The sequence below is a fragment of the Meridianimaribacter flavus genome, from assembly GCF_004366715.1.
Taxonomy (GTDB): domain Bacteria; phylum Bacteroidota; class Bacteroidia; order Flavobacteriales; family Flavobacteriaceae; genus Gaetbulibacter_B; species Gaetbulibacter_B jejuensis.
Window position 1 is genome coordinate 291,902 of the sequence record NZ_SOQZ01000004.1, and the last position, 17,890, is coordinate 309,791.

Annotated in this window: 18 protein-coding genes; 13 read left to right on the forward strand and 5 right to left on the reverse strand. The window is 33.1% G+C overall.

Annotation, left to right across the window (positions count from 1 at the left end; genetic code table 11):
* Positions 1-134: 134 nt before the first annotated feature.
* The 5 genes from A8975_RS10295 (at position 135) to A8975_RS10315 (ending at position 3,333) form a co-directional block, all read left to right on the forward strand.
* Positions 135-506 (forward strand): transposase, encoded by a 372-nt coding sequence (locus A8975_RS10295; RefSeq protein ID WP_134200301.1) that lies wholly within the window; start codon positions 135-137, stop codon positions 504-506.
* Positions 464-1,357: an IS3 family transposase gene (locus A8975_RS10300; protein WP_134200303.1), complete on the forward strand. Its 894-nt coding sequence runs from the start codon at positions 464-466 to the stop codon at positions 1,355-1,357. Before A8975_RS10295 ends, A8975_RS10300 begins: the two co-directional genes overlap by 43 nt.
* A gap of 104 nt (positions 1,358-1,461) precedes the next feature.
* Complete coding sequence (locus tag A8975_RS10305) at positions 1,462-2,130, forward strand: lysoplasmalogenase (RefSeq protein ID WP_134200305.1); 669 nt, start codon at positions 1,462-1,464, stop codon at positions 2,128-2,130.
* Positions 2,131-2,192: 62 nt separating this feature from the next.
* Positions 2,193-2,687: an RNA polymerase sigma factor gene (locus A8975_RS10310; RefSeq protein WP_134200307.1), complete on the forward strand. Its 495-nt coding sequence runs from the start codon at positions 2,193-2,195 to the stop codon at positions 2,685-2,687.
* A gap of 4 nt (positions 2,688-2,691) precedes the next feature.
* Positions 2,692-3,333, forward strand: a complete 642-nt coding sequence (locus tag A8975_RS10315) for a hypothetical protein (RefSeq protein ID WP_134200309.1) — start codon at positions 2,692-2,694, stop codon at positions 3,331-3,333.
* Between the two features lie 111 nt (positions 3,334-3,444).
* Here the strand turns inward: A8975_RS10315 and A8975_RS10320 are convergent, their stop codons facing one another.
* The gene (locus tag A8975_RS10320; protein ID WP_134200311.1) at positions 3,445-4,242 is read right to left on the reverse strand and encodes a lysophospholipid acyltransferase family protein; all 798 of its coding nucleotides are present in this window, start codon (positions 4,240-4,242) and stop codon (positions 3,445-3,447) included.
* A gap of 46 nt (positions 4,243-4,288) precedes the next feature.
* Positions 4,289-4,930, reverse strand: coding sequence for an NUDIX hydrolase (locus A8975_RS10325; RefSeq protein WP_129760561.1), 642 nt, complete (start codon positions 4,928-4,930; stop codon positions 4,289-4,291).
* Between the two features lies 1 nt (position 4,931).
* Between A8975_RS10325 and A8975_RS10330 the strand changes: the two genes are divergently transcribed.
* Together A8975_RS10330 and A8975_RS10335 are read left to right on the forward strand one after the other, a co-directional pair.
* Complete coding sequence (locus A8975_RS10330) at positions 4,932-5,642, forward strand: peptidylprolyl isomerase (protein WP_134200313.1); 711 nt, start codon at positions 4,932-4,934, stop codon at positions 5,640-5,642.
* Between the two features lie 62 nt (positions 5,643-5,704).
* Positions 5,705-7,867 carry a M3 family metallopeptidase gene (locus A8975_RS10335; RefSeq protein ID WP_134200315.1) on the forward strand — a complete coding sequence of 721 codons (2,163 nt, stop codon included), beginning with the start codon at positions 5,705-5,707 and terminating at the stop codon, positions 7,865-7,867.
* Between the two features lie 108 nt (positions 7,868-7,975).
* Here the strand turns inward: A8975_RS10335 and A8975_RS10340 are convergent, their stop codons facing one another.
* Together A8975_RS10340 and A8975_RS10345 are read right to left on the reverse strand one after the other, a co-directional pair.
* Entirely contained in the window at positions 7,976-8,581 is a 606-nt protein-coding gene (locus tag A8975_RS10340; protein WP_129760558.1) for a trimeric intracellular cation channel family protein, read from the reverse strand.
* Positions 8,581-9,324 (reverse strand): RDD family protein, encoded by a 744-nt coding sequence (locus tag A8975_RS10345; RefSeq protein WP_129760556.1) that lies wholly within the window; start codon positions 9,322-9,324, stop codon positions 8,581-8,583. The genes A8975_RS10340 and A8975_RS10345 overlap by 1 nt, the downstream gene beginning before the upstream one ends.
* Positions 9,325-9,347: 23 nt before the next feature.
* Here A8975_RS10345 and A8975_RS10350 point away from each other — a divergent pair, with 23 nt between their 5' ends.
* From A8975_RS10350 to A8975_RS10375, 6 genes are read left to right on the forward strand one after another with little or no spacing between them, the layout of a single operon-like run.
* Positions 9,348-10,325 (forward strand): stage II sporulation protein M, encoded by a 978-nt coding sequence (locus A8975_RS10350; protein WP_134200317.1) that lies wholly within the window; start codon positions 9,348-9,350, stop codon positions 10,323-10,325.
* Positions 10,312-11,256, forward strand: coding sequence for a hypothetical protein (locus A8975_RS10355; protein ID WP_134200319.1), 945 nt, complete (start codon positions 10,312-10,314; stop codon positions 11,254-11,256). The genes A8975_RS10350 and A8975_RS10355 overlap by 14 nt, the downstream gene beginning before the upstream one ends.
* Positions 11,249-11,992 carry a DUF4129 domain-containing protein gene (locus tag A8975_RS10360; RefSeq protein ID WP_134200321.1) on the forward strand — a complete coding sequence of 248 codons (744 nt, stop codon included), beginning with the start codon at positions 11,249-11,251 and terminating at the stop codon, positions 11,990-11,992. The genes A8975_RS10355 and A8975_RS10360 overlap by 8 nt, the downstream gene beginning before the upstream one ends.
* Positions 11,989-13,188, forward strand: a complete 1,200-nt coding sequence (locus A8975_RS10365; protein WP_129760548.1) for a DUF4350 domain-containing protein — start codon at positions 11,989-11,991, stop codon at positions 13,186-13,188. Before A8975_RS10360 ends, A8975_RS10365 begins: the two co-directional genes overlap by 4 nt.
* Before the next feature lie 2 nt (positions 13,189-13,190).
* Complete coding sequence (locus tag A8975_RS10370) at positions 13,191-14,261, forward strand: AAA family ATPase (RefSeq protein ID WP_134200323.1); 1,071 nt, start codon at positions 13,191-13,193, stop codon at positions 14,259-14,261.
* Positions 14,261-15,595, forward strand: coding sequence for a DUF58 domain-containing protein (locus A8975_RS10375; protein ID WP_134200325.1), 1,335 nt, complete (start codon positions 14,261-14,263; stop codon positions 15,593-15,595). The genes A8975_RS10370 and A8975_RS10375 overlap by 1 nt, the downstream gene beginning before the upstream one ends.
* A gap of 13 nt (positions 15,596-15,608) precedes the next feature.
* Here A8975_RS10375 and A8975_RS10380 read toward each other — a convergent pair whose 3' ends face one another.
* Positions 15,609-17,882 carry a TonB-dependent receptor plug domain-containing protein gene (locus A8975_RS10380; RefSeq protein WP_134200327.1) on the reverse strand — a complete coding sequence of 758 codons (2,274 nt, stop codon included), beginning with the start codon at positions 17,880-17,882 and terminating at the stop codon, positions 15,609-15,611.
* Between the last annotated feature and the right edge of the window lie 8 nt (positions 17,883-17,890).

Here is a 17,890-nt window from a genome sequence, read left to right on the forward strand (position 1 = left end):
AAAATGAATTTTATAAATTTAAGGTCAGTTATAAACCGAAAAGTTAGTGCATAAAGTCCGCTACTTTTCATATACAAGACCGTTAAACGAACATTTGACCCGTCCTGAATAAAGGCTACATAATTTTAAACATTATGTATAAAAACGACAAAGTCATCAGACGGTATTCAGAACCTTTTAAACTGAAAATTTTAGACGAACTTACAACGGGTAAATTAAACAAGTATCAATTAGGTAAGGCTTATGGTATTGCACCAACTACCATTAATGAATGGATTAAGAAATACAACCGTAAAGACCTTATGAACACTAGAATAACAGTGAAAACTAAAGACGAAATAACACGTATAAAAGAACTCCAAAAAGAGATTGAACAACTTAAAAAATTGTTGTTAAAGAAAGACTTGGATGCGATGATTCAAGATTTATACCTGGAAGTTGCTGCCGAAGACCTTGGTTATAAATCGGTTGCCGAACTAAAAAAAAAGTTAAATATAGAGCGGTAAGTAAAACTAAAGACAAAGCTAAAGGATTTGCGTCTTTAACCACTATTTGTAAGCCTTTCGGGATTAAACGTGATGCTTATTACAAGTATAAATACAGAGCTGATAAACGTTTAAAACTTGAACAACAGGTCATTCAAATTGTAAACCAAAAACGTAGATCCTTGCCTAGAGAAGGTGTACGTAAACTCAAAATATCTTTGAAAAACGATTTTGATAAAGCTAACCTCAAAGTAGGCAGAGACACGCTTTTCAACATCCTTAGAAAACACAATATGCTTATAACCAGAAAGAAACCTAGCTATAGAACTACCAACTCTTTCCATAGGTTCTATAAACATAAAAACATCATCAAAGATTTACTTGTTAATAGACCTAATCAAGTCTGGGTATCTGATATTACCTATATCAGAACCGTAAAAGGATTTTGTTACTTGGCGCTCATAACCGACATGTATTCAAGGAAAATCATTGGCTATGACCTGAGTGATAGCCTTGAACTTAGTGGCTGTGTCAGAGCGCTTAATAAAGCATTATATCAAGTTAAAAACACTCAGAACCTTATACACCACTCGGACAGAGGAATACAGTATTGTAGCAATCTATACACGCAAATTTTAAAGAGAGAAAACATCAAAATTAGTATGACAGAAGAAAATCATTGCTACGAAAATGCTATTGCGGAACGTGTAAACGGCATCCTAAAAGACGAATTCTATCTCGACCAAACCTTTGATAGCGTACAACACGCAAAAAGAGCAACAAAAAGTGCTATTAATCTATACAACCAAATTAGATTACATGTATCTTTAGATTATAAAACACCAAATATGGTATATTTAAAAACAGCGTAAATCAATTTTTAACCTGTAGCCATATTTCAGGACTAGACAATTCCAAATCCTCCTATTCTTATTTCCATATTCAATTTAGTACCTTTAAGCATTAATTATCTATTATGCTTACAAAAAAAGAACAAGGCTTTAGTATCTTATTTTTTATCATTGTTATTGCAGAGCTTATTTGCAGTAGTGTTGAAAGCCTAAATGGGTTGCATTATGTTACCAAACCAGCTATTTTGGTGTCACTTATCGCCTATTTTTTAACAAGCAGTAATCACCTCAATAAAACCTTAAAGCTGCTTACCTTATTTGCCTTACTGTTTTCTTTGCTTGGTGATGTGTTGTTAATGTTTGTGCACAAATCAGAAGGTTATTTTATGTTTGGGCTTATCGCTTTTTTACTCGCTCATATTATGTACATTATAGTATTTTTAAAACATAAAAACCCAAACAAAAACCCTTATGTATTTACACTTATAGCTTTGCTGTATGCTGCAATGCTGTTTTATATAATGTTTGATGGTCTTGGAGACATGCTGTATCCTGTAACGGTTTATATGCTAGTAATTTTAACTATGGCTGCAACTGCGTTTTTAAGACAAGGTAAAGTGTTACCACTAAGCTATACGCTAGTATTTTTAGGCGCATTGCTGTTTATGCTTTCTGATAGTATTTTAGCGCTCAATAAGTTTTACAAACCCTTACCATTATCGAACATCAGTATTATGCTAACGTATGCTTTGGCACAGTATTTCATAGTGTTAGGCTTACTAAAAAACAAATAATTTTAAACTAGTGTAACAACTCACCTTTTATAGCTACATATAGTCAACTAACTGATTGAAATTTGGACAAACAACTTGAACATAGTTTTGTAGAACAGCTTGAAAAGCATCAGAACATTGTACACAAAGTCTGCAGATTATACACCAATAATCAAGAAGCGCACAATGATTTGTTTCAAGAAATAACTATACAATTATGGAAAGCCTATCCTAAGTTTAGAGGCGACTCAAAATTTAGCACATGGATGTATAGAGTTGGCTTAAATACAGCAATAACGTTGTACCGAAAATCTAAACGCTCCATAAAAACACAGGAGTTTGAGAGTATTCAGTTTAAAATTAAATCGGAAGAATACGACGACACCGAAGAGCAACAACTAAAGTTATTGTACAAAGCAGTCCACCAATTAAACGACATTGAAAAGGCACTGGTGTTTTTATACTTAGAAGATAAAAATTACAGTGAAATAAGTGAAACTCTGGGAATTACTGAAGTAAATGCAAGAGTGAAGATGAACAGAGTGAAAACAAAACTAAAAACAATATTAAATCCGTAAGCTTATGGATGAGTTAGAATTATTAAAGAAAGACTGGAAAAAGGGAGAAGACAACTACCCAAAGTTGACTTACAATGAGATTTATAAAATGATATTAAAAAAATCATCATCTATTGTCAAGTGGATTTTTATTATCAGCCTTTTAGAATTTGCATTTTGGACAGGAATAAGTTTCTTATTGAAAGACAACAAAAATGCTAAACATTTTGACGAGTTAGAAAGCGACTTTTTACTCATACCATTTACCATTTTAGGCTATGTGGTTTTAGCATATTTCTTTTATCTATTCTATAGAAACTACCGCAGAATTTCGGTAACTGACAGTGCAAAAGTACTTATGGAAAATATCCTAAAAACCAGACGTACTGTAAAGCAATATGTAGCTTTTAACCTTATTTTTATGATTGCCTCAGCAGTTATAGCGTTGTATATTGAATTTAGCCAAAACGAAGATGTTATTTCTAAGGTAGAGCTAGCTTCGGCCAATGGTGAAGCCTTTACATTCTACGCTAAAATTATTGGTTTAACCATAGTTACTCTAGGTGGCGCAATACTAGTGTTACTTGGGTTTTACTGGCTTATTTATGGTATTTTGCTCAAACGTCTTAACAACAACTACAGAGAGCTTAAAAAGCTGGAAGTATAGTGGTTATTAAAATGTAAATTGTCAATTTGAACTCGTTTCAGATTCTCATAATTTATGTTTGAGTTGAATTCCGCATTAGCAAATCAAGTGCAATACAGTCTTAAATTAGTTTTACCACTCACGCAGTTTGTTGAGTTCTTCTTGCGCTTGTAGTTCCTCTTGGGAAATCACCTTTAAAAACGAAGGATGTTGCTCAATAGCGTATTCTATTTTTTCAACAATTTCAGCAATACTTTCGTTATCGTAATCAATCTCCAAAGGTGCTTTTATTTCCATGCTTTGTAAGATGTTTTTCTTTTTAATACGCAATCCTTTTTTATCAAAAGAGCGTCTAAAACCATCAATTACAATAGGCACAACAACAGGCTTGTATTTTTTAATAATGTGCGCTGTTCCTTTTCTAATAGGTTTAAAAGGCGTTGTGGTTCCTTGCGGAAAAGTAACAACCCATCCATCGTCTAAGGCTTTTCCTATATTAGAAATATCGCTCATTTTAACCTGTCGGTTAACATCTTGTCCTTCTGCTCTCCATGTGCGCTCAATACTTACCGAACCTACATACGCCAAAATTTTTGGCAACAAACCAGATTTCATGGTTTCCTTTGCAGCAACATAGTAAATGTTCAGCTTAGGATTCCACAAATAACCTACATTTTTAATATTGTCTATTCTTCCACTTAAACTCGCATTGAACACGTGAAACATAGCCACAACATCTGCAAAATAGGTTTGGTGATTAGAAATAAACAACACATTGGCATCAGGAAGATTCTTGATAACCTCAGAGCCTTCAATTTTAAGTTCATTAAAACCTCTAAAGCGTCTGTGAGTCATTGCTCCTAAGATTCTAATGAGCCATTTTTTCAAAAAAAGAATATGTCCGAAAGGATTTTTTTTAAATAATCCCATAGATTTTTATTAGTTAGTAAGCTACAAATGTAAGAAAACTGTTATTTTATAACACTTGTTTTAACAAGTCTTTTAACTCGCTAAGCATCATTGCAGTGGCTCCCCAAACAATATGATTGTTCAATTTATAGGCAGGAACTTCAACATTTACTTTGTAAGATGTTGGTACAGAAGTTTTAATCATTGTGCTATCATCTAAAAAATGAGACAGCTCAACCTCTATCAAATCTTCAACCTCTTCTTCTTGTTTTATAAAACTAGGCATTGTGGTCGTGATTCCAAAAAACGGAAACACAGTAAAGTTACTTGGTGGTATATACATTGGCGTTAACGCTCGCAACACTTTTATGCTCTGCTCCAATACACCAACCTCTTCTCGTGTTTCTCTTAAAGCAGTAAATTCTAATGACGCATCGTCTTCTTCAAACTTGCCTCCAGGAAAACCCACTTGAGCCGAATGCACACCTTTGTAGGTTTTTCTTAAAATTAACAACAGTTTTGCGTTTTGCTTGGTATCAGGATAAAATAATGCCATAACACCAGCGTGCTTGGAGTTTTTCATGGCTTCTTTTTGTTTTGCCATAAGCTCCAAACGATAAGGAGGCGACATTTTAATTTGTGAAGCCTCTCCTGGTAGTGGTAGATTTTTTATTTTTGAAACAGAATCTAAAAACGCATTAAAATTCATTATGAGAATTCTTTTATTGGTTTGCCTTTGTTTTGCCTTAACGAACTGTGAAGATAAAAAATCTTCTAAAAAAAATAACACAATACCTTCAACAGATAGTACAGAAACCAAAAAAGAACCTCCAAAAACCGAAACTATTGTTGAGCCAGAAAGAGAATTCCCTTATCTAACCGATGAGAATGCTATGGAGTTTTTCTTGGAGTACGAAAAGCACAACAAAGAAAACAAAGTACGAATTACGACAGATTTTGGTACAATAGACATCTTATTGTTTAACGAAACCAAATTCCATAGAGCTAATTTTATCTTTCTTACCAAGCAAAGTTATTTTGACGACACACAATTTTACCGAGTAGTCAACAACTTTATTATACAAGGTGGAAGCACTGACGACCCTGATGTTATGAACAAAAGAAAAGACATTGGTCGCTACCTCTTACCTACTGATACCAAACGTGGTTTTAGACACGACAGAGGTGTGGTGAGCATGCCAAGTAGCGAAATTGAGAATCCTTACAAATTGGCATCACCTTATGAGTTTTTTATTGTTCAAAAACCTGGTGGTTCTTACCATTTGGATGGAGACTATACCATTTTTGGAAAAGTAATAAATGGAATGGACGTAGTAGATAAAATCGCAGCACAAGAAACCGATGAAGCCGAATGGCCATTGCATAATATATACATTAAAAAGGTAGAAATTATAAAATAATTAAGACTTCATTTTATAGATTTTTAATACCTTCCGCAGCATAATACTAAACTACTTTCTAAATGAAAAAACACAATTTTTCTACGCACATTAAAACTTTGGTTTTATGTGCTTTAATCTCTTTTACAGCTTGTAAAGAAGAGAGCCAACAACAAAATGATGACGTTGCCATGAGTGATAATATTTTACTACAAGAATGGACAGGTCCTTACCAAGGCGTTCCTGCATTTGACAAAATGAAGGTTGAGGACATTAAAGAAGCTATGGAAATAGGAATGGAATTAGGCTTAAAAGACATTGAAGCTATTGCCAACAATCCTGAACCTCCAACTTTTGAAAACACTATAGTTGCTATGGAGCGTTCTGCTGAAGAATTAGACCGAGTAACGCGTTACTATGGTATTTTTAGTAGTAATGTATCTTCGCCTGAGTTTAGAGCAATTCAAGCAGAGTTAGCACCTAAACTGTCAGATTACCAATCTAAAATTTCGCAAAACGAAAAATTATTTCAACGTATTAAAGCAGTTTATGATGCGTCACAAAAAACACCTTTAGGTGACCAAGAGCAACGTGTTGTAGATTTAACTTACAAGCGTTTTGAAATGAATGGTGCCAACCTTGATGCTGCTAAAAAAACACGTTACGCTGAAATCAACAAAGAATTATCATCGTTATATACTAAGTTTTCAAGTAACGTTCTACATGACGAAGAAAACTATGTGACTTACTTAAACAAAAACCAATTAGGAGGACTTTCGGATGGGTTTATAAAATCTGCTGCTAAAATCGCTACAGACAAAGGTCACGAAGGTGAGTATGCTATTACAAACACGCGTTCGTCAATGGATCCTTTCCTTACCTACTCTACCAACCGAGAGTTACGCAAACAAGTTTGGGAAAACTACTACTCGCGTGGAGACAATGGTGACGAATACGACAACAACCAAATTATTGCTGAGATTTTAAAACTACGTAAAGAGCGTGTAGCGCTTTTAGGTTATGACAATTATGCTGAGTGGAGATTACAAGACCGAATGGCAAAAACTCCTGAAAACGCTATGGATTTAATGCTAAAAGTTTGGCCTGCAGCAACAGCAAGAGTTAAAGAAGAGGTAGCAGACATGCAAGCTGTAGCTAATGAAAATGGCGACAATATTACCATTGAACCTTGGGACTATCGTTACTATGCTGAAAAAGTTCGTAAAAAGAAATACGATTTAGATAGCGATGAAGTAAAGCAATACCTTCAATTAGATAAGTTAACCGAAGCCATGTTTTTTGTAGCTGGAGAATTGTTTAATTACAAATTCACTCCTGTTAAAGAAGACTCAGTTCCTGTATTTAACGAAGATGTAAACGTTTGGGAAGTTACTGATAAAGATTCAGGAAAACATATTGGTCTTTGGTATTTAGACCCTTTTGCTCGTGAAGGTAAACGTTCAGGTGCTTGGGCAACTACTTACAGAAGTTACACGTCATTTGATGGTGAAACCAATGTATTGGCATCTAACAACTCTAACTTTGTAAAACCTGCTCCAGGAGAAGCTGTATTAGTATCTTGGGATGATGCAACAACATTTTTCCATGAGTTTGGACATGCTTTACACTTCTTTGCTGCTGATGTGAAGTATCCAACCTTACAAGGTGGTGTTAGAGATTATACCGAGTTTCAATCGCAATTGTTAGAACGTTGGTTATCTACTGACAAGGTGATTAATCAATTCTTAGTACACCACGAAACAGGAAAACCAATGCCTGCTGAATTGGTTGAAAAAATCAAAAAAGCTTCAACGTTTAACCAAGGTTTTGGTACGACGGAATATTTAGCTTCTGCATTAATTGATATGAAATTACACTTAGCTGACCCAACCAATATAGATATTGATAAGTTTGAGCGTGAAACTTTAGATGAACTTGGTATGCCAAAAGAATTACCAATGCGTCATAGAACACCTCATTTTGGACACGTATTTTCTGGTGAAGGTTATGCTACTGCATATTATGGTTACATGTGGGCAGATGTATTAACTAGTGATGCATCAGAAGCTTTTGCTGAAGCTCCAGGTGGTTTTTATGATAAAGCAGTTGCTGAAAAATTGGTGAAGTATCTGTTTGCTCCTAGAAACGCTATGGATCCAGCTGAAGCTTACAGACTATTTAGAGGTCGTGATGCTAAAATTGAAGCATTAATGCGTGATAGAGGATTTCCTGTACCGCAAAAATAAACACTAAAACAACAACAATTTAATCCCATTATCTCAGTATTAGGTAATGGGATTTTTTTATAATGCATATATTTTGTTAGCCTTCAAACAAAGCATCAAAATCAATCTCTAATCTTTATACAAACTAGGTAAGCTTATTTTCAACTTAACAGCTAAAAGTCGAATAACAATTACAACTACTCCTGCTATTACAAACACAAAGTTAGAATCGGTTAAAAACTCACTAAGCAAGAAATAAGTAAGTCCACCTAAAATACAAGCTGTTGCATAAATTTCTTTTCTAAAAATCACAGGTATTTCGTTACATAAAATATCTCTTATCACACCACCAAAGCAAGCTGTCATGGTTCCTAGCGCAATACAAATTATAGGATGCAAACCAATGGTTAAGCCTTTTTCAATTCCAACTACAGTGTAAAGTCCAATACCAATAGTATCAAACAAAAAAAGTGACGTTCTTAAATAATTAATATAGTTTTTAAAAAGAATAGCAAATAAGGTTGCTCCTAAAATAACATACACGTAAGTCATATTAATCATCCAAGACACAGGAGTTTGCCCAATAAGTGTATCTCTTAAAGTTCCACCACCTACAGCAGTTACAAATGCTATAATAAGTACTCCAAATGGATCCATTCTTTTATTCATAGCAACTAAAACGCCTGAAATAGCAAAAGCAATAGTACCTAGTATGTCAATAACCTGAAAAAACATTACATGCTTTGTGTATAGTAGTTATAGTCTTTAAGTATGGTATCAATAAATTCAATATCATTACCCTGTACTTCTTTAATATCTATAACTTCAATTATTTTCTTACGCAGTTTTATAAGCGTTGTGTAGTCTTTGGCTGCTTTGGCTGTTATAAAAGTGTCCTTAATAATACGTGCATCATTGTCAGACAATTTAATAACCGAAGGATAAGTTGGTGTGTAAGTGTCTTCTAAATCTTCAAGAATAGTATGGCTTATATTTACATTATTCTTTAATGAAATTACCGATGTACCAGCAGTCATATCACCTAAACGCTGACTTTTTTTACTAGTTACGATAGAGATTAATGCCACAATACCAGACATCATGTTAATATCTACAATCCTAAAAAACCAACGAATCACAAAATCGGCTAATGATGCTTGGTAACCGTCAATTTTTACAACCTTAATTTTCATTATACGTTTTCCAAGTGTTTGACCATCAAGTATAGTTTCAAAAATAAGAGAGTATAAAACAACAGGTAAATAAAAACATGCTTGAATGGCTATTTGAGACCAATGATCCATGTCTTCAATCATTTCATCAATTTCAAAAAGATTAAATGTCAGTTGATAAATTACAACAATATAGGCTATCTTAATTATTAAATCTATAATGTATGCCAATATCCTATCTCCAACACTAGCAGCTGTGAAATTAATATTTACATTTTGAGTGGTGTTTATTTGTAACTCTACCATTTATTACTTTAATTTGATAGCTTATGAGAGAAGTTGCATTTATTAAACAAAATAAAGAAAAATGGCTCAATTTTGAAAAGGCTATTTTTGGAAAAACCCTTAAAAATCCTGATGAACTTGCATCACTTTATATACACTTAGTAAACGATCTTTCGTATGCTCAAACTTACTATCCCAAAAGTAAAACAATTCTTTATTTAAACAACTTAGCCGCCAAAGCTTTTCAAAAAATTTACAAAACCAAGCGCGAAGACACTAATCGATTTGTGCATTTTTGGAAAATTGAAGTTCCGCTAATTGTTTACCAATACAGACGTTATGTGCTTTATGCCTTTTTAATTTTTGCTGCTTTTGTAGCTATTGGAGCAATTTCTGCAGCACACGACGACACCTTTGTAAGATTAATACTTGGAGACCATTATGTAAACATGACTTTAGAAAACATTGAAGCTGGCGATCCTGTTGCTGTTTATAAAAGTGGGAGTAATTGGGGAAGTTTTATAGGCATTACCTTAAACAATCTTTATGTTGGTATTTGCTCATTTATCTTTGGAGTTCTTGGAGGTATTGGCACTGTATACTATATGCTACATAATGGTATTATGCTTGGGTCTTTTCAATACTTTTTTTATGATAAAGGTGTGCTTTGGGAAAGCGTAAGAGGTATTTGGATTCATGGTTCTATGGAAATTTTTGCTATTGTTATTGAATGTGCCGCTGGATTAATTTTAGGAGCCAGTATTTTATTTCCAAAAACTTACTCACGAATGACTTCTTTTAAAACAGGTGTAAAAGATGGTGTAAAGATTTTAATCAGTACATTTCCGTTTACCTTTTCAGCAGGTTTTTTAGAAGGTTATGTCACTCGATATTCTAATACTATGCCCAATTGGTTATCAGTAGGAATTATATTAGTTACCCTTTTTATAATTTCTTACTACTATTTGGTTTACCCATACATTTTAAACAAAAAATTTAAATCGACTTATGGAACTATATAAATCTAGAGGCTTTGGTGAATTCTTTCAAGACACTTTTGCATTTTTAAAGCAAAGCGGAAAACACCTTTTTAAGCAATTTTTTATAGTAAATGGAATTTTCCTCATCATACTTATGGTATTGGGCTACTTTTTTTCAAAGTTTTATACTGATATCGTTTTTGGAGGATTAATGTCTAATAATCCATCAGTGGTTGATGATTACATGAATGAAAACATGGGAATTTTCATAGTACTCATTATTTTGTTTTGTACTGTTGGTTTAATTGCTGGTGTTGTCTCCTATTCGTTCGTTCCTATTTATTTAAAATTATACAGCGAACGTGGTGGTTCTAACTTTGAAACACGCGATATAGTTGACCTATATAAAAAACATATTGGTAAAATATTCATTTTTCTGGTATGTGCTATTTTAGTTAGTATCCCTTTAATGATTGTTTGTGGAGTAGCTATGTTTCTTCTTGTAATTACAATTATTGGTATGCTGCTTTTACCACTTGTTATTGGTTTTGTAGCGTTGTTTTATCAGTCTACTCTTATAGAATATATTGAAGACAAAAAAGGCATTTGGGAATGTTTTGGATATGCTTGGACCTTAATAAGTTCAAAATTTTGGGCTGCAATAGGTAGCGTTGGTATCTTTTTCTTAATGAGCTACATTGTACAAAACATTATTGCTTTAATACCTTATATTTTTGGTATGGCAAGCTTATTTACTACCATAGAACAAGGAGACACAATGAATAACCCACAGGAAATTGCTGGTACAATGACAGTAATGATGATTGCAATTTTCTTATTAACCTTTTTAGTTAGTTCAATACTAAATGTAATTGTTCAACTAAACCAAGGGATTGTATTTTACAGTTTAAAAGAAGACAATGAAAATATAAACACCAAAAGCGTTATTGATCAAATTGGTTCTGGTGAATAAATTCTTATTTATACATATTATCCTTTTCTACTTTGGGTCGTTAACTACAGTGTTTGGTATTCCTGCTACTGAAACTGTTTCTGATTCTTTAGTAACTGACAATTCGCCTATTGAAAAACGTCATTTTGAAAAGTTAACCGATAAGTATTCTGGTAACGATTACATTTATGAACGCACAGTAGAACAGTCTGGTTGGTGGACTCGATTTAAACAATGGTTAAGCGATTTGTTTCAAAAACTATTCAATTTAAGTGGTGACGGACAAGCATCGTCATTTACTGAGGTTGCTTTAAAAATTTTCTATGTGGTCGTTTTTCTACTGGTAGTGTATTTTATTTTTAGAGCAATTATCAACAAAGAAGGCACTTGGGTGTTTGGAAAATCTTCTGAAAAAAATATTGTTCCGGTTACTGATATTGAAAACAACATTCACGTAGCCGATTTTAAATCGCTTATTGAAATTGCTGAAAGTGAAAAGAATTACAGACTTGCAGTGCGCTATTATTATCTATGGTTGTTACGATCGTTAACCAATGCACAACTTATTGATTACGATGTAGAAAAAACCGATAGCGACTATCTGTACGAATTACAATCAAAAACCAATAGAGATCAATTTTCTTACACCTCTTACTTATATAATTACATTTGGTATGGTGAGTTTGATGTCAATACACAACAGTTTGACAAAGCTAAACATGCATTTACAACCTTTATAAACAACGTAAAAGCATGAACAAAACCATAAAAATATACATAGGTCTTTTAGTTTTACTTTTTGTAGGAGCTATAATTGTTGAGTTTTCTACTCCTCCACCAGTAAACTGGACTAAAACCTACAACGAAAATCAAAAAATACCATATGGTACTTATATTTTACACAACGAATTGGAAACCCTTTTTCCAACCAGTAAAGTGCATGATATAAAGGTCACACCTTATGAGTATTTTGACGATTACTACAGTTGGGAAGATAGCACGTACCTTACTGCTGGAAACTTTATTCAAATTAATGAGTTCTCTCCTACCGATGATGTTTCGGCTCAAGAGTTATTGGATTTTGCGTCCTTTGGAAATTCCATTTTCATGTCAACCAGTTATCCTCCAAGGACATTTTTTGACAGTTTAGGTTTTCAAACTGACAACGATTACAGTTTTAAAGGTGCTGCAAATTTAAGTTTTGCAAATCCTAGGCTTAAACAAGATTCTATTTCCATACAAAAAGGTATGAGCAACATCTACTTTTCAGAATTAGATACTGTTTACACAACCGTTTTAGGCTATCAAAAGTTTGACTCATTACAACAACGTGTCAATTTTATAAAAGTGAATTGGGGAAAAGGCAATATCTTTTTACACTTGCAACCTGTAGTGTTTACCAACTACCATTTACTCAAAAAAAACAATAAGAAATATGCAGCTGCTGCATTGTCTTACTTGCCTGACGACACCATTTATTTTGACTCAAAAAATAAGTTTGGTAAAGATTTAGGAAGTTCGCCATTACGATTTATTTTAAGCCAACCACCTTTGCGCTACGCTTGGTATTTAGCACTATTGTCTATATTTTTATTTATGATTTTTAATGCAAAACGAAAACAACGCGTTGTAAAAGTGATAAAACCATTAGAAAACACAACAGTAGCCTTTACAAAAACTATAGGAAACCTATATTACGAAACAAAAGACCACGACAATCTTGTCAATAAAAAAATAACTTACTTTTTAGAACATATAAGACGTGTGTATTATTTAGACACACAAGTATTAGATAAAAAGTTTGTAAAATCTTTAGTCTTAAAATCAGGAAAAGACGAAAGCGAAACTCAAAAACTCATCAACCTTATTGCACATTTAAAAGCAAAACCTAGTTGCAATGAAGATGATTTACTCAATTTAAATAAAGCAATAGAAGATTTTTATACCAAATAATTATGGAGCACGAAAACGAAAATCAAGACGAGCAATTACAACCTCAACAAGATGAGCAAACCACTCAAAAATCTGTTGAAACTGCTAATACAGAAGACGAAAACATTAGTTTTAAAAACCGAATAGACCTTAGCGAGTTACAAGAAGGTATTGCATCAATAAAGCAAGAAATAAGTAAAGTTATTGTAGGTCAAAAAGGAATGATAGACATGCTTTTGGCGTCGTTATTAGCAAATGGACATTCGCTTATTGAAGGTGTTCCTGGTGTTGCAAAAACCATTTCAGCTAAACTATTAGCAAAGTCATTGGATATTGGGTTTAGTCGTATTCAATTTACACCAGACCTTATGCCTAGTGATATTTTAGGAACTTCGGTTTTTGATATGAAATCATCAGAATTTCAGTTTAAAGAGGGTCCTATTTTTTCGAATATGATTTTAATTGACGAAATCAATCGTGCACCAGCAAAAACACAAGCTGCGCTTTTTGAGGTTATGGAAGAACGCCAAATTACTATAGATGGTAATAAATATAAAATGGATTTACCTTTTATTGTTTTAGCAACTCAAAACCCAGTAGAACAAGAAGGGACTTACCGCTTACCAGAAGCGCAATTAGACCGTTTTTTATTTAAAATAGATGTAGATTATCCTAACCTTGATGAAGAGGTTGAAATCCTTAACAGAGAACAAGCGCTTAAAGGCGATTTAAAAACCGATAAGGTAACGTCTCATCTTAACAAAGCACAAATTAAAAAGTTTCAGGATATTGTTAACCAAATCATTATTGAAGAGCATTTGGTAAAATACATTGCCAATATTATTGTAAACACACGTAACAATCCGTTTTTATATTTAGGAGCTTCACCAAGAGCATCTATAGCAATACTAAAAGCAAGTAAAGCATTTGCTGCTATTGCTGGACGAGATTTTGTAACTCCTGAGGACATTAAAAAAGCGGCAACTCCTGTATTACAACACAGAGTAATTGTAACTCCTGAACGCGAAATGGAAGGTATTACCACAAAACAAATTATTAATCAAATTATTGAAGCTGTAGAAATACCAAGATAATGCTTAAACGCCTAAAACCGTTTTACATACAAAACCGATTTTTTTATGCCTGCTTAGGTATAATACTGCTATTTATTGTCAGTTTTATTTTCCCAAGACTGTTCAATATTGTTAAGCTTTTGGTATTGTTATTAGTCGCATTAACCATTTTGGACACCTTACTGTTATTTATGGCAAAACGAGGTGTTGTTGGTAACCGTTTACTTCCTGAAAAGTTCTCAAATGGTGACCAAAACGCTATTGAACTTACGTTGGAAAATTTCTACACCTTTCCTGTAAATGTTAGAGTTATAGATGAAATTCCTGAACAATTCCAGGTTAGAAACTTTAATATTGAACGACGATTAAAAGCATCTAGCGTTTCAAAACTACAGTATGAATTGCGTCCTGTTGAACGTGGCGAATATCATTTTGGAAAACTTAACATATATGCTTCATCTGTTTTTGGTTTAGTTGCAAGACGCTTTGTAAGTGCCGAAAACAAAATGGTACCAACCTACCCTAGCTTTATGCAGTTGCGCAAATACGATTTGTTAGCAATTAGCAACAACCTGCATCAATATGGTATAAAAAAGATTAGAAAAATTGGTCATACCATGGAGTTTGAGCAGATTAAGGAGTATGTTTTGGGAGACGATTTACGCACTATAAACTGGAAAGCTACAGCTAAGACCAATCAGTTAATGGTTAATCAGTTTCAGGATGAAAAATCGCAACCAGTATATTCGGTAATTGACAAAGGACGTGTTATGAAAATGCCTTTTGATGGTTTAACCTTATTGGATTATGCTATCAATGCTTCTTTGGTAATTTCTAATGTAGCTCTAAAAAAGCAAGATAAAGCAGGTATTTTGGCTTTTTCTAAAAAGGTTGAAAACATTGTAGTTGCCGAACGTAGAACGTCGCAAATGAATCTTGTTTTAGAAACTCTTTACAATGTAAGAACCGATTATTTTGAAAGTGATTACGGAAGACTTTATGCTGATGTAAAACGAAACATTAACCAAAGAAGTTTGATGTTGTTGTATACCAATTTTGAAACTTTAGATGGATTACACAGACAACTTCCTTACTTAAAAGGTATTGCAAAAAACCATCTTTTGGTAGTTATTTTCTTTAAGAATACTGAATTAAACACGCTTATAGAAGACAAAGCAGAAACAGTACAGCAAGCGTATGACAAAGTCATAGCTGAGAAATTTGCTTACGAAAAACGACTGATTGTAAGTGAGCTTCAAAAGTATGGCATACAAAGTATACTTACAGCTCCAGAAGATTTAACCATAAACACTATTAACAAATACCTTGAGATTAAAGCGAGAGGATTGTTGTAGAAAGATTACTCATTTACCAATACAAACGAAACATTAAATTAGGTGTTAATCCTAATGAAAACTTATCTATTCGTTCGATTTCATTTTCAAAATCGTTATTACCTATATATTCTCTATTAATGAGATTATTTTGGTTGTAAATATTACGAATAGACAAACCTACTTTTCCTTTAAGCTTATTTCGATTTGAAAAACTAAAATCATAAGTTGATGAAAAATCTAAACGATGGTAATTTGGTAAGCGTTCAGTATTAATTCCTTCATTAAACTCATATCCATCTTCGGTTACAGTTGATGCAGTAAACGGTTTTCCTGTTTGCCAACGCCAACCTAATGCCATTTGAAAATCAGATAATTTATAGCTTACAGCAGCTGTCACAGCATGTAAAACGTTTGACCTTGATGTAAACGCTCTTTCATCATTAAGGTTTTCATACTTGCTTCTAGAGTGATTAAACCCATAACCAATCCATGAATTAATCTTGTTATAACGCTTTTTCAAAAAAACATCTACTCCTACCACATCACGCTCGCCAATATTGTATTGACTGTTTTCAGGATTAAGAAAACCAAAAGATAAAGCTGTAATATTATCCATAGTTTTATAGTAGCCATCAACATCAAGCATCCAACCTTTATTTTCATATATGAATCCCAAAGATGCTTGTTTACTACTTATAATTGGAAATTCCTTTCCATTAGCCAAACGCCAAAGTCGGTTTTCCAAAGACAAGTCACTTATAACCGTTTCATCTATTTTACTTAAAATTTGATGTTTAGCTTCTCCTGACAATTGAAGCGTTAAGTTTTTTAGAAGTGTTTTGTAAAGCAAGAGTCTTGGTTCTAATCTAAAAGCATCCAACTCCTCATAATACGTAGCTCTTGCTCCTATGGACACATTAAAAAGCTTAGGGTTTTTATAATCGTAGTTGGCGTAAATACTATGAGTTTGAATTTTTGAATCGTCTTGATCCAAAATAAACTCAAGATTAGCTGTATTCTTAAAAATATATCCAACATCCTTTAGCACATATTGATAACCTAAAGTTAGGTCTTGCTGAGAATTTAGTTGATATTGTATTTCTGTTGAAATCCCAGAATCATAAATAACATTGCGTTTTTCAAAATTGGATTGTTCTTCTTCATCTTCAAAAGTGATATAATTATAATCAAGCTCATATTCTGAAAAAAAGAGATTAGTAACTTGTTTCAACTTAGGTTGCCATTGAGCTTCCCATCCTAAACCATAACCTGAATTTGAGATTTGCATTACATCGTTGAACATTTTATTATCAGTACCAGAAACCGTATAATCCAACTCATTATTTATTGAAATCATACTAGCAAAAATGCTATGTTTTGTATTGGGTTTAAAATTCAATTTTACATTGTAATCCAAAAAGCTAAAGTCGTTGTTAGAGTTTTCAACATCGCTAATTTTTGTGCTTTCAAAAACTTTTTTTGCCAATTGATCAAAAGTGTAGGATTGGTATAAATTTGTGTAACTCGATCTTATTGAGGCCTGAACAGCTAACTTATTTTCAATAAGAGGCGTTTCTAAAAACGCATCGGTATGAATACCATTTAATCCTATTTGTGCTTTAGTTGTATTTGCTACAGATTTGGTTGTTGACATATTAATGACACTCGAAGCGCGTTCACCATAACGTGGATGTGACCCTTTATTGATAAATTCGATTTCATCTGTAGCATACGAATTAAAAGGTGATAACATTCCAAACAAATGTCCTTTGTGATACATGTTGATACCATCCCAAATCACTCTATTTTGATCTAGTTTTCCTCCTCTTACAATAAGTCCTGAAGCTGTTTCATTAGGACTAATTACACCAGGTAATAATTGAATACTTTCTAATACATCTGGTTCAGTTAAACCAGGAAGAACACCCAAACGGTTAGGTTTAATTTTAAAAGAAGCATTCTCTTGTTTTGAAATTCCTTGCGTGAGATAACTAGTAATTACAATTCGCTCAAGTTTTTGAAGTTGTAAAGAACTTTCAATACTATGAACTATAATGTAGCGTTCATTTATAAATTCAAAAGAAAGGGATAGTTGATTTTCAACAATAAAAAGTAAATCAGTTAGTGCTAAATACTGTGGTGTAATTGTAATACTTTTTCCTGAAGTCAATTGTGCATCATAAGACAATCTAATATTGTAAGTATGCTCTATAGTTTCAAAGGCAGATGCTAGTGGTTCTTCATTAAAACCAATGTAAAATTTAGCCTCTTCTTGCGAAAAGGCCAAATAAGACAATAGCATCATAAAGTAAA